The sequence below is a fragment of the Microcoleus sp. CZ3-B2 genome (assembly GCF_036705055.1).
GTDB lineage: Bacteria > Cyanobacteriota > Cyanobacteriia > Cyanobacteriales > Microcoleaceae > Microcoleus.
In genome coordinates, this window is record NZ_JAUBTN010000003.1 from 1 (window position 1) to 13705 (window position 13705).

The 13705-nt window shown below is 46.4% G+C and carries 9 protein-coding genes; 8 read left to right on the forward strand and 1 reads right to left on the reverse strand.

Annotated features, from left to right (window positions below; genetic code table 11):
- Nucleotides 1-128 precede the first annotated feature (128 nt).
- Nucleotides 129-1514: a TAXI family TRAP transporter solute-binding subunit gene (locus QUA97_RS01845; RefSeq protein ID WP_333192543.1), complete on the reverse strand. Its 1386-nt coding sequence runs from the start codon at nt 1512-1514 to the stop codon at nt 129-131.
- On the opposite strand from QUA97_RS01845, the gene recN reads away from it, so the two are divergent.
- The 8 genes from recN (at nt 1513) to QUA97_RS01885 (ending at nt 13644) form a co-directional block, all read left to right on the forward strand.
- Nucleotides 1513-3270 (forward strand): DNA repair protein RecN, encoded by a 1758-nt coding sequence (gene recN, locus QUA97_RS01850; protein ID WP_333192546.1) that lies wholly within the window; start codon nt 1513-1515, stop codon nt 3268-3270. The genes QUA97_RS01845 and recN overlap by 2 nt on opposite strands.
- 174 nt (nt 3271-3444) lie before the next feature.
- A complete protein-coding gene (locus QUA97_RS01855) occupies nt 3445-3585 on the forward strand; it encodes a hypothetical protein (protein ID WP_194070686.1) in 141 nt (46 codons plus the stop codon).
- Nucleotides 3586-4208: 623 nt separating this feature from the next.
- Entirely contained in the window at nt 4209-7460 is a 3252-nt protein-coding gene (locus tag QUA97_RS01860; protein ID WP_194070313.1) for a GAF domain-containing protein, read from the forward strand.
- Between the two features lie 428 nt (nt 7461-7888).
- Nucleotides 7889-8437: an inorganic pyrophosphatase gene (locus QUA97_RS01865; protein ID WP_194070314.1), complete on the forward strand. Its 549-nt coding sequence runs from the start codon at nt 7889-7891 to the stop codon at nt 8435-8437.
- A gap of 159 nt (nt 8438-8596) precedes the next feature.
- Complete coding sequence (locus tag QUA97_RS01870; RefSeq protein ID WP_194070315.1) at nt 8597-9919, forward strand: serine/threonine protein kinase; 1323 nt, start codon at nt 8597-8599, stop codon at nt 9917-9919.
- A gap of 201 nt (nt 9920-10120) precedes the next feature.
- The gene (locus QUA97_RS01875) at nt 10121-11482 is read left to right on the forward strand and encodes a serine/threonine protein kinase (protein WP_194010967.1); all 1362 of its coding nucleotides are present in this window, start codon (nt 10121-10123) and stop codon (nt 11480-11482) included.
- A gap of 238 nt (nt 11483-11720) precedes the next feature.
- Nucleotides 11721-12233: an inorganic diphosphatase gene (locus QUA97_RS01880; protein ID WP_333192752.1), complete on the forward strand. Its 513-nt coding sequence runs from the start codon at nt 11721-11723 to the stop codon at nt 12231-12233.
- A 502-nt stretch (nt 12234-12735) separates the two neighbouring features.
- Nucleotides 12736-13644 (forward strand): MBL fold metallo-hydrolase, encoded by a 909-nt coding sequence (locus QUA97_RS01885; protein ID WP_194010966.1) that lies wholly within the window; start codon nt 12736-12738, stop codon nt 13642-13644.
- Nucleotides 13645-13705: the final 61 nt, after the last annotated feature.

A 13705-nucleotide genomic window follows, 5' to 3' on the forward strand; every position in this document is an offset into this window, starting at 1 on the left:
AATCCCTCCGCTTCGCTCCGCCCAATCCCTCCGCTTCGCTCCGCCCAATCCCTCCGCTTCGCTCCGCCCAATGCCCTATCCCGGATAGTACCTCCTATGAGAGCTTGAAAAGCTATATATGTTAATCATCAACTATCCGAAATTAGCCGTAATTCCCGCAACATTTTTTCTCGCTCGCTCGCAATTTTCATAGCAGTTTCCCAAGTAAAAGTAAAAGACTGAAAAGAATCAGAATCAATCCGATCTTCATCCAAATCCAAAATCACCTGCTTAAAAATATCAAATAACTGCTCTTGCAATAAATCAATTTCATTCACTGTTTGCGCTAGACGAATTTGTTGGATCAAACTTAAAATATCCAGATTAAATTTATCAGCCCGATTTTTTTGTTTCTGCAAAAAGCGCGATCGCAACTGCCAAATCCAAGAAGCCAAAAGAGTGCCGAGCGACAAAAACAAACCGATAGCATCAGAATTAGCAGCAACAAAATCTGGTTTTTCGCGATCGTAATAAGCCTGAGCGCCCTCATGCACGGGCCAAGCCAAACTCCCGTTTTCTCCCGGCTGATTAATCATTGCCGCCAGGGAATCAGCCGCCACCAAATTGCGGCGGTACTCAAACAAAATGCGCGTAATTTCCCGCACGACTTCCGGATCGACATCCTCCCGGGCCAACAGAGTAGCGTGTACTCCTACAGTCCCCAAATCTGCATCGGGAACAGCCGGAGCGGCTTTGTAAGTACCCTTCGGAATAATATCGGCTTCCAAATAAGGCAACTTAATTTTCATGGCAGCTCCTTGGTCGATCTGCACCAACTTACCCTGCGTATTTTTTAGCAAATCGCTAACCAAATCGCTCCCAGGAGGCAGTACCCGAAAAATAGCATCAACCTCCCCCTTACTAAATAATTTAGTAGCCTCCGTCCAATTAGTTGCAGTATAAATAAAATCTGTTTCTGGCAAGCCATAATGTTCGCTCATCAAGAAAAAAGAACTGTAAGAACCACTTTTTTTGTCCATCAGGGCAATATGTTTTCCTTTCAGATCGCCAACAGTCTGAATGCCAGATTTTTCAGAAACAATTAAGTGAAAAACTTCCTTAAATAGTGAAGCAATTACTCTCGCCGAAGGCACAGCCTCTGTATTGTTCTGTACGATCGCTAACTGAGCCTCATTCGCCTCAAGTTTGTTCATGTTTTCTTGGGCACCTTGAGTTTCAATAACTTGAATGTGGATGCGCGGATTTTGTTGACTAACTAACTCAGCAATTGCCTGCCCAAAAGGGTAATAATTACCTGCTTTTATACCAGTCGCTAACGTTAATTCATAGATTTGGTCTTTGTCTCGGTGAAGCTTCCAGCCGAAGGACCCAATCAGGACAAAGCTTAGTAGAGCCAAGGTCAGCACAAATTTATTTTGCATTGATGTTGAGACTCGATCGATAATGGCAAAATTAAAAGTATTGTAGTTTAAAATATAATCCCAATTTCCCATCATCAATTCTAAATTCCCCATGTTACTATCCCTCAGAATAGAAAACTTTGCCCTAATTGACCGCCTGGATCTAGACTTTGGCCCGAGTTTGAACGTATTTACAGGGGAAACCGGCGCAGGAAAATCGATTATCCTAGATGCGATCGATGCAGTTTTGGGCGGGAAAGTCGATCGCCGATCGATTCGCACCGGAGCAACACGGGCAATATTGGAGGCTACCTTTGAATTGGACTCATCCTCCGCAAAATGGCTGGGCGAACAAGAAATCGAACCGATAGACGGAAATTTAGCCGTTTGCAGCCGGGAAATTAACGCATCTAGCGGTGCTCTGCGTAGCCGATCGCGTTTGAACGGAATTCTCGTCAACCGCCAGTTAATGGAGCAACTGCGCGATCGACTCGTCGAAATTACCGCCCAAGGCCAAACCGTCCACCTCGGACAAGAAACCCTCCAGCGAGAATGGCTAGACTTGTACGGCGGCAAAAAACTCACTGAAGCTCGATCGACAATTACCAAAGCCTGGATTGAAGCCAGCACCGCCAAAACAGCCCTCAAGCACAGGCGTCAGTCAGAACAGCAGCGCCTGCAAAGACTCGATTTATTGCAATACCAAGTCCGAGAACTCAGCGAAGCCAACATCGAAGACAGCGAGGAACTCGCACACCTAGAACAAGAATCAATCCGCCTCGGCCACATCGTCGAATTGCAGCAGCAAAGTTACAAAGTTCACCAAGCCCTTTACCAAAACGACGGCGACACCGCCTCAGCCGCCGACTTGTTGAGCAAAGCCGAAGTAATTTTAAGCGACATGGCCGTTTACGATGTGCAGTTGCAACCAATCCTAGAAATGGTCAGCGATGCTTTAGCTCAAGCCACAGAAGCCAGCAGGCAAATTAGCAGCTACGGCGAACAATTAGAAGCCGATCCCGAAAGACTCGAAGAAGTAGAAGACAGAATTCGCGAACTCAAACAAATTTGCCGCAAATACGGGCCGCTCAAAGAAGCGATCGCCTACTACCAAGGCATCCAAAACGAACTAAACGAACTTTTAGAAGGAGGCGAGTCAATGGAAGCCTTAGAACTCGCATATCAGACCGCTTTAGACCAATTAAAAGAGGCTTGCAGCCACCTGACAATCCTGCGGTGCGAAGCAGCTCTCAAACTTGAAACGCACCTTGTCGGGGAACTCAAGCCCTTAGCAATGGAAAAAGTACAATTTCAAGTCGCAATCTCGCCTTGTAGCCCAACCGCCAGCGGTGCAGACCAAATCGCCTTTTGTTTCAGCCCCAATCCGGGGGAACCGCTACAACCGTTAGGGGCGATCGCCTCCGGCGGAGAAATGAGCCGCTTTCTACTCGCCATCAAAGCCTGTTTTTCCCAAATCGAAAGCGCTGGAACCCTAATTTTTGACGAAATCGACGCCGGAGTTTCCGGGAGAGTCGCCGGCGCGATCGCCAAAAAACTCCACCAACTCTCCGACAAACACCAAGTTTTGTGCGTCACCCACCAGCCGCTGATCGCCGCGATGGCCGATTGTCATTTTCGCGTCAACAAAATGACGATCGCAGCAGAACAAAATATCGACGAAGCAGCCAACTCCAACTCCCAACTGGGCGAACGTACTGTAGTCAGAGTTGTGGGCCTCAACAGTCAGCAGCGCCGCGAAGAACTCGCCCAACTCGCCAGCGGTCGATCGGCCACAGAGGCGATCGCCTTCGCCGAATCCCTACTTGTCGAAGCCGCCGGATTGCGCCAAATTCAGTCCGCCAAACCCTGAAAGCACACTTGAGCCGATCGAGGGGTCAAAATGCGGAGTTTTTTTCATACCGGAGGTTACACTAAAAATGGCAACCGCAAATTTTACAAGAAAAAGCTGAAAGCCGCGCGACTTTGTTCCCGGCTCCAAGCTTCTAGCAGCAAAATTGACAGAAATTTTAGGTAAAAACCACAATTGTGTAGAGAAGGGCACACATCACTAGCAACTGCTGGTGTCACAATTGCGGCTATTCCCGCAATGTCCTCCCTCTTTCAGCAATCCCTCGCGCGGAGGGCCTTGATGTTGCAGCAGGCGATCGGATTGGCGATCGGCTGACACAACCTACTTAAACCAGGCACGCACAGTGTCAAAATCACTTAATAAATCATTTAAACAAATTTCGCGTTCTCTCAAACAAAGTAAAGTAATGCCACAGTCTCTTTACCGTCCTACCCGCAGTCCACCAGGAAAGCTCACTCAACTTCTCTTGCTCTGTGCTCGCACTTCTGTAAACTGGGAAATAGTTTTACGCATACTTGAGTATTGCGCCACCCGTGACCAAATCCAGAAACGGATACCCAGCCCCCGCCCCGCCCTCGTGGAGAGTTCGCAATTTTAGACTTTTGTTAAACCTCTGATGATTCATCTGCTGCAAGTAAATCTAAAATCTAAAACTTGTACACTCGCGAAGCCGAAGTACCTAAAACTTGTACGATCGCGAAGTCGAAAAATCTAAAATCTACCCGTGACTCAATCCATAACCAGATACCCTGCCCCCGCAAGGCATTCGTGGAGAGATCGCAATTTTAGAATTTTGTTCGAGTTCTAGTGATTCACCTGCTGCAAGTAAATCTAAAATCTAAAATCTAAAATCTAAAATCGACTTACCCACTAATAAAGTTGCCCGCTATTCTAGCTTAAAGACTAACCCTTACACTTAAGCTTCTCTGTAAAGGTCTATGAATCCTTCTGCATCTTCCACCAATTATTCTTCTGGCGACGTGATAGATGTCGCTGTTATCGGCGGTGACAATCACCATCAGGAATGCTATTCTCCCCCTCCCTCTTCTCCTCCCTCTTCTCCTCCCTCTTCTCCTCCCTCTTCCCCTCCCTCTTCCCCTCCTGCGGCATCTCCCTCTAGCAGTGCATTGATCGCGACCCAGGCAAATTTTTCCGACATTCTCGCCCTCCTAAACAAGCAAAGTTTCACAGTAGTAGTTAAGGAAGTAGAAGACAAACTTAAAATTGTCAATCAAACCTTGGGGATGCTCGACAATATCCTTGAGAGCGAGGGATTTGATGCCATACTCAACGAGATGTTGCAGTCGATTACCCGCAAAACAGGAGAATTGCTCAATGCCGATCGCAGCACGATATTTTTATTAGATGATGAAAAAAATGAACTCTGGGCGATCGTCGCTAAAGACGAAAATGGTAAAAACCTAGAAATCAGAGTTCCCGCCCACGTAGGTATTGCCGGAGAAGTAGCCACAGACAGAAAAGTGGTTAACATTCCTTACGATTTTTATAACGACGAACGATCGGCTAACGCCAAAAAAACTGATGAAAAAACGGGCTACCGCACTTATACAATGCTGGCAATGCCCCTCATCAATGAAGTAACAAATGAGTTAGTAGCAGTCGTTCAACTGATTAATAAACTCAAACCGAACCACGAAAATTACCATACTTTTGACGAACAAATCGACAGGACAGGATTTACAGAAGAAGACGAACAAGTTTTTAAAGAATTTGCTCCCTCAATTCGCCTAATCCTAGAATCTTCTAAATCTTTCTACGCAGCCACTCAGAGACAGCGGGCGGCCACGGCGCTGATGAAAGCCGTAAACGCTCTTTCTAAGAGCAGTCTAGACTTAGAAGATACCCTAAAAAGGGTGATGGATCAGGCTCAAGAACTCATGAATGCCGATCGCAGCACCCTCTGGCTGATCGACGAAGACAAAGACGAACTGTGGACAAAAATCCCGATCGCCGGCAACCTGAAAGAAATTCGCATACCCAGAACCGCCGGTTTTGCAGGCCAAGTCGCCCAATCCAGCCAACCCCTGCTGATTCCCTTTGACGTGTACGACGATCCCCGCGCCGCCACCTCCAAAGAAGTCGATCAAAAATCCGGCTACCGCACTTGCAGTATGCTGTGTATGCCAGTATTTAACTCCGACAAAAAATTGATTGGAGTTACGCAGTTAGTCAACAAAAAACGACAAGGAGAATTCCCTCCCTACAACCCGACAGATTGGCCGCACGCCCCCGAACAGTGGAAAGCGAGTTTCAATCGCAACGACATGGAATTTATGGAGGCGTTTAACATCCAAGCCGGAGTCGCCCTGCAAAACGCCAAACTGTTTGCCGAAGTCAAACAGCAAGAACAAAGACAAAAAGATATGCTAAACGCCCTGACTAACGGCGTGATATCTACAGATAAAAAAGGCAATATAGTAGCGACAAATCCTAGTGCCAAAAAATTACTCGGCGTCAGCGATGCCGCGTTAGCCGAAGGCAAATCTTTGCGCGAGTTAATTAAGTTAGAAAAAGGCGATTTTCCCAAGTGGTTCGATGCATCTTTGAAGCCAGAAGACGATAACGATCGCCAGCAGTATTACCCGGATCAAATTTTGCTCTCCTTTGAAGGAGAAGCGCAGAGTATCAATCTCTCGATTAATTCAATGACCGACGCTACCGACCCCAACAAGGTCAACGGCGCGTTAGTCGTCATGGAAGATATTAGCAGCGCCAAACAAGTCAAAAACTTGATGTACCGTTACATGACTCCAGAAGTAGCCGAAGCGCTGTTAGCTTCAGGGGATACAGGATTGGGCGGCAAGCGCAAAAAGGTTTCGGTGCTGTTCTCAGACATTCGCAGCTATACCACACTTACGGAAAAATTGCAAGCCGAAGAAGTGGTAGTCATGCTCAACAAATATTTTGAAGTGATGGTAGATGTCGTATTCGAGTACGGAGGCACTCTCGACAAATACATCGGCGACGCTCTGATGGCAGTTTTTGGCTCTCCAGCGCCCCTGGAGGATCATGCTTGGTGCGCGATGCAAACCGCCGTGAAAATGCGGGCAAAACTCGACGAGTTCAATGCCGATCGCACGGCACACGGTGAATTGCCCATCAGTATCGGTATGGGCGTGCATTCCGACGAAGTTGTCAGCGGCAACATTGGCAGTAGCAAACGCATGGAATTGACTTCGATCGGAGACGGCGTAAACCTCGCCTCTCGATTAGAAGGTGCAAGCAAGCAGTACGGCACCGACTTGATTATCAGCGACAATACTTACAAAGATTATAAAGATCGGCTCTACGTGCGAGAACTCGACTTTATTACAGTCAAAGGTAAAAGCGAACCCGTCATCGTTTACGAACTTGTCGGCATCCGCGAAGGATGCTCCCCCGTTGGCAAACCCCTGACAGAAAAACAGGAAAAAATTGTAGAACACTACAACAATGCCCGCGAATATTACAAGATACCAGTCACTCAAATACTCTCCGAGAATGAAGTTAAAAACATCTTAGATAATGTGGGGGAAATGCCGGAAGCAGAGATTAAAAAACTGTCCTACAATGTCGAGCAACAGTTGGAACAGGAACTAAAACAACTGTTATATCAAGTCAAAAAACTGTCAGATTACAATCCCAAAAATCTGTCGCAAGCCGACAAACTTATCGTGCTGTTGCAGCCAGAAATTGAACTGCTGAAATTGGAGGGACTCAAAAATCTGTCGGAAGACGAAGCAAGAATGCTGATCCAAGCAAAAATCAAGCCGCTTTCAGTCGAGGAGATTCAATCCTTGCAAGAGGGTGAAGTCAAAAAAGTGTTGGAAGCAGACATCTTAGAACCGTCAAATCCCCAAATTAAGAGGCTCAAACCCGCACAAATCAGGCAACTATTGCAGGCGAAAATTAAAAGTCGAGCCTCTGCAACAGTTGCAGAAATGTTAGATGAGGAATTTCCAAATCTCGGACTCGATCAAGTGAAAAAAGTGTTGAGCGAGTTTAAGAAAGCCTTGGAACCAAAAGCCAAGCAAGCTTTTAGAGACGCGGAACGCGAATTTAACCTCGTTCTGGAAGTTGACCCCAAAAACAAGGCAGCTAAATTGCACGTCGATCGCTGTAAATTATTTCAGCACAGGTTTTCGGACGTACTAAACTGGGACGGGGTGTGGAATCTCACAGAAAAATAGCAGCGGCGCTTGGGCTGGGATAGGGGGCGATCGCGATCGGGAGTACGCCCGCCCTTCCATCCCACCAGTTAACCTGAATATCGTGTTAGAGCAATTTTAAATAAGCTCCAACGGGTATTATTGTTAAATAAGCCGACTTCAACTCGCTTGCCTCGATGCAGCCCGATGCCCGCGTTTGGCGCTACCTGCTGCAACAAACAAAGCTGTTCTACCGTAGGAAGAGCTTAAAAAATAGTTAGGACTTGCGCCAGCATTGCCCAGTTTCTGAGAAAAATTTGGGCCAAAGGCGACAAAATATCCGCTCAGCAACCGGGTTTTTGACTGGGTGCCCGAAAGTCTTAATAGCGTTGGCAGATCCTAAAATCAACTTGCTTTCATCAATAAATCAACGTTCTAGTCTTAGATATAGAAAACTACTAGCATTAGTTATGGATAATTGGAATTCGCAATCGGGAGATATTGAGTCGGTAGAGCAGATTTACCAACTATTGCTAGAGATTGCTCGCAGCTCACTGTCAGATATCCCCAGAATCCCCGAAAACATTACTCTAAAGTCTCTTCCCCTGCTCCAACAATTACAAAGCATTCAGCAAAGGCCCCAGGAACAAGCATTTAAATCTGATTATTTTTCAGTAAACGACCTCGAATGGGTGGCTCAAGTCCGCCAACTGCTCGAAGAACTGATCGGCGAGTCTTTGTCGGAACGACCCAAAATGCCGGAAAACATGGCGGGTAGAGCTTTGAGTCTGGCAGATAAGGCACAAAGTATCAAAGAAACAATTGAAGAAAAGGCAGCCTGCGGCCCCACAGAGGAAGATGAGAGTTCCTTGGAGCCTCCAGACGTGCTGCTGAATCTCTTGCACCAGAGTTTAAAAACTCAGCGCGCCAAAAGCTACAAACCCGATGCTCCCGAATGGCAGCAAGTCTTGAGCCTGCTAGATGTAGTGAAGTCAATTTACAAGCAAATTCAAAGTTAAATTCAAGCTTAACTCAGGCCGGTCTTTATGGTGCGCGATCGCTAGCTATTAAAGGCGGTTGCTCTTTGAGAGAATTTTTTTTGCTGTAGCCCGAACATTTCAGATTATTGCCTTTTTGTCAACTAAACTAGGTTTAATCGGTTCTAGGGCAAGCAGAGCATGAGCGGACAAAACATCGGGGATTTGTCAGGAGAAATATTAGCCGATCGCTATCAGTGCGATCGGCGACTCGGCAAGCAAGCAGGAAGGCAAACCTTACTCGCCCGCGACTTAAAAACCCAACAGCAAGTAGTAGTCAAACTGCTCTCATTCAGCAGCGATTTTAACTGGGAAGACTTAAAACTGTTCCAGCGAGAAGTCGAAACCTTAAAATCCCTATCCCATGTCGCAATTCCCCAATATCTAGACTCCTTTGAAATCGACACCCCCAACCGCAAAGGATTCGCCCTAGTTCAGACTTACATCGAAGCCAAATCCCTACAAGAATATCTTTCAGACGGGCGCACCTTCAGCGAAACTGAAGTCAAACAATTAGCTACAGCATTACTAGACATCCTCGCCTACCTGCACCAGCGACAGCCTCCGGTGATTCACCGGGACATTAAACCCAGCAATATTTTGCTCAAAAATCGATCGGGAAACAGCGTCGGCGAAGTTTACCTAGTCGATTTTGGTGCAGTTCAAACCCTAGCCACACAACAGGGAAAAACAGTCACCGTTGTCGGAACCTACGGCTATATGCCGCCAGAGCAATTTGGCGGGAGAGCAGTTCCCGCTTCCGACTTGTACAGCTTGGGAGCAACATTAATCGCCTTAATTACCAAGCAGCATCCAGCCGATTTGCCGCAAAAAGATTTGCAGCTCGAATTTGAGCAAATTACCCAACTGAGTCCCAGTTTTACCAATTGGCTGAAGTGGATGACAAATCCGAGTTTAGAGCGCCGTCCCGCCTCAGTTCAGATCGCAAAAGAAGTTCTAGAAAAACCACAGCAAATCAATAAATATTCCCTGCCATTGAGACAGGGAAAAACTGTGAGTACCGGCAAATTGTTCTGGAATGCGATTTGGCGCAGCACTTTGACAGGAACTCTAGCTGTAGGATCTTATCTAGCAGCTAGTGTGATATTTATGTCTATTTTTAGTTCGATTAATCAGAATTCATTCGATGAGATAATTATGTTTTTTCCAAGTCTGGTTTTTTTTATCGGCTTGCTTCCGGGATTAGGGAACGGCATCATTGTAGGAATCGTGACGCGCTTGTGGTTTTTCCCCCTAACTAATCCCAAACTTCACCGACAAGTTTTAAATGCAATTAGTATCGTCTGTATTTCGACATACTTCGTCTTGGCGCAGATGAGACGAACTTCGAGTTGGGGGGATACTATTTTATGGGCGCTTGTAACCTGTATAATGCCAATATTGTTAATGCAGGCAAGTAACAAGTATTTTTCCCAGTGGTATAAACAAGAAAGTCAACTGTAATTTAAAATTTATATAAAGTAGGTTGGGTAGACCTTCGACGGAGTTTATCCTGAGCGTAGCCGAAGAGTTCAGAAACCGGGATAGCGAACCCTACGCTTCGCTCCGCCCAACACTCTATTTTAAATAAAAAGTTGGGTTTCGCAACCTCAACCCAACCTACATATTTTGGCTTTAACTAAAGTTAACATTAAGGTGAAAAATATGACGGCAAAAGTATTAGCAGAACGCTACGAAGTGCAGCGGCAACTTGGCAAACAAACAGGCCGCCAAACTTTGCTGGCTCGCGATCTTCAAACTCAAGAATTAGTTGTCATCAAACAGCTATTCCTCGGCAGCGATTTTGAATGGCAAGACCTCAAGCTATTTGAACGGGAAGCGGAAACTTTAAAAGCACTTTCTCACTCAGCAATTCCTCGCTACCTCGACTACCTGGAAATTGACGAACCAGACAACAAAGGATTTGCCCTGGTACAGACTTATGTAGAGGGGAAAAATTTGGAAGACCATTTGCGTTCCGGGCGTACTTTTAGCGAAAGCGAGGTGAAACAATTAGCTAAATCGCTGTTAGAAATTTTGATTTATTTGCACGAGCAAAATCTGCCTGTTATTCACCGCGATCTTAAACCCAGCAATATTTTACTGCACAGCAGATCCGGTCACTCGGTGGGACAAGTTTATTTAATTGATTTCGGTTCGGTGCAGAACCAAGCTGCAAAATTTGGCGGCACAATTACAGTCGTGGGAACTTACGGATATATGGCACCAGAACAATTTGGCGGGCGATCGGTTCCGGCTTCTGACCTCTACGGTTTAGGCGCAACTTTAATTTATTTGGTAACGGGTTTGCATCCTACGGAACTGCCGCAGCAGGATTTGAGAATTCAATTTGCCGATCGCGCAGCGCATCTCAACCCAGATGTAATAGATTGGCTGGAGTGGATGACAGAACCTAGTTTGGACAAACGGTTATCTTCGGCTGAGGAAGCATTGCGATCGCTCAAAAATCCCCGCCCGACCGACAAAATTATGGCATTGCAGCCGCAATGCAGCGATATTAAACTGACACAAACTTCGGAGTTGATAAAAATTATAATTCCACCGCAGGGAGTCGGTTTTGGTTTAATTGCCATCTTTGCGGGTTGGATTCCTGCGAATCTCAAATTATTGCTAGAGTTTGTTGATGGGCGGACATATCCGGTACTTAATCTAATATCAATAATTTGGTTGGTTACGGTACTAGCAATGTTTATATGTGCGCTATTTAGGGAATCGTGTCTGAGAATCGATCGCCAGAAAATCTCCTATACCAGCCATCTGCTAGGGTTGAAATGGAATAATTCCATGCCAATCCCCAGACAGGACATTTGTCAATTGGAAATTGAAGAAATTGGAGACAAAGCTTCTCAGATGATTGTTCGAGCCGGCAACCAAAAATATCGACTGGGAGTGAAGCAGGGACTAAGTAAATCAGAAATCGAGTGGTTAGCAACAGAAGTAAGCCAGTGGTTGGGATTGAAAATTATAAGAACTTTGACAGACGGTAAAAAAAAGATATCGATGTGAAAATATCTCCTTCGCCCAAACAAACCATTCCCCTCTTAAACTGTGGGATGAGCGTCCCGCCCGTCCACTCTATTTTTTGTGGAATGGGCGTCCCGCCCGTCCGCTGTATCTTCTCGCCCTCCGGCCACATTCTCTCAATCTGGTGCAGCATCGCTCCCGATCGCCCGTAAAATGCTATCAAAGGGATTTGGCAAATAGCCCTCATCCCCGATCGTCTGTTAACTTGGAGGATATTATTGTGGACTTATCGCTAATTCCGGCACAGCCAAAACCAGGACTGCTCAACGTCCTGATCGAAATCACAGCCGGTAGCAAAAACAAGTACGAATTTGATAAAGAGATGCAAGCCTTTGCTCTCGATCGAGTGCTCTCTTCCTCAGTCCAGTATCCCTGCGACTACGGCTTCATACCCAACACCTTAGCCGACGATGGCGACCCCCTCGACGGCATGGTAATGATGGACGAGCCTACATTTCCAGGCTGCATTATCGCAGCTCGTCCGATCGGAATGCTAGAAATGATCGACGGCGGCGACAGGGACGAAAAACTGCTTTGCGTTCCCGACAAAGACCCCCGCTACGCTCACTATAAGTCCCTCAAAGACGTAGCCCCCCACCGCTTGGACGAAATAGCCGAATTTTTTAAGACCTACAAAAATTTGGAGAAAAAAGTCACAGAAATTCTGGGTTGGCAAGATGTCGATCAAGTCATGCCCTTAGTCGAAAAGTGCATCGCAGCCTATCGTAAATAAGCAGCATCCGCAGCGCAAGTAAAAAGCATTTTTTTGTTTGAGTGCTCTCTCGGCTCGCCTATTCTACAAGCAAGCGACCGGGGAAAGCACGCATTAAAGCTTTCGCCTTCGGTACTCCGGGCAAATAAACCCCTAGCCCCCACTCCTCCACTGCAAGCAGACTCAAAATTCAGCAAGCCGAACTTAAGGCGACGGCTGCACGTCTAAAAATGTAGTAGAGGAATGGTTGGCTAGAATATCAAACAGTTGCGAATGCCGAGCAGGCAGGGGATTCCCCAAAAACCCCCGCCTGCTAAAATGTTGAAAAAAATACTACTCGTAGAGTAAGATCGATAGCAAATTCTAAGCAAACGGGCGAGCGCATTCTACGTTTGAGAAAATTTTACTCGGTTGGTTTCGGGATCGAGCGTTTTATATCTCAGCAGATAGGTAAAAACTAAACACTAAACACTAAAAATAAAAATCTCAATTGCCAAGTTCCTGCGCTCAAACCTAAAAAAAAATGTCAGATTCTTCCCCCTCTCAAGCAAATTCACAGCCTTCCGATAACAAAGCCACTAGCTCAAACAGTCCTTTGACTGAGTTTTTAGTTCAGTTTTGGGGCGTGCGGGGCAGCATCGCCACCCCCGGCACCAAAACAATTCGCTACGGAGGTAACACCTCTTGCGTAGAAATGCGCTTGGGTAAAAAACGCCTGATTTTTGACGGCGGCACCGGTTTGCGAGTTCTGGGGCTAAACCTGCTGCGACAAATGCCGGTGGAAGCTTATATGTTTTTCAGTCACACTCACTGGGATCACATTCAAGGCTTCCCGTTTTTTACTCCGGCTTTTATTCCGGGGAACTGCTTTCACATTTACGGAGCGATCGCCCCCAACGGCACTACAATCAAACAGCGTCTTGCCGATCAAATGCACCACCCCAATTTTCCAGTTCCCATTCAGGTGATGCAGTCAGAACTCAAATTTAACGATTTGACGCCAGGGGATATTCTCGAACTCGACGATGTGAAAATAGAAACAGCACTGCTCAATCACCCCAATACTGCGATCGGATATCGAGTTACTTGGCAAGGACACACGGCTGTCTACTGCACCGATACAGAGCATTTTCCCGATCGCCTCGACGAGAATGTCGTACACCTAGCCCGCGACGCCGACGTGCTAATTTATGATGCTAACTACACCAACGAAGAGTATTACGACTTCAAAAACCCGAAAGTCGGCTGGGGACACTCGACTTGGCAAGCAGGAGTAGAAATAGCAAAAGCTGCGGGAGTCAAAAAAATCGTGATGTTTCACCACGATCCTAGTCATGACGACAATTTTCTCGATCGTGTCGAAGCAGACGTGCAATCAGTTTTTGCCGATAGCTGCTTGGCCCGCGAAGGCATGACCATACCAGTGATTTAGGCAACAAATCGAGTCCGTGCGGGCTGCGAAAAAAACCGCCTCCAGACCGCAAAAAATAGCA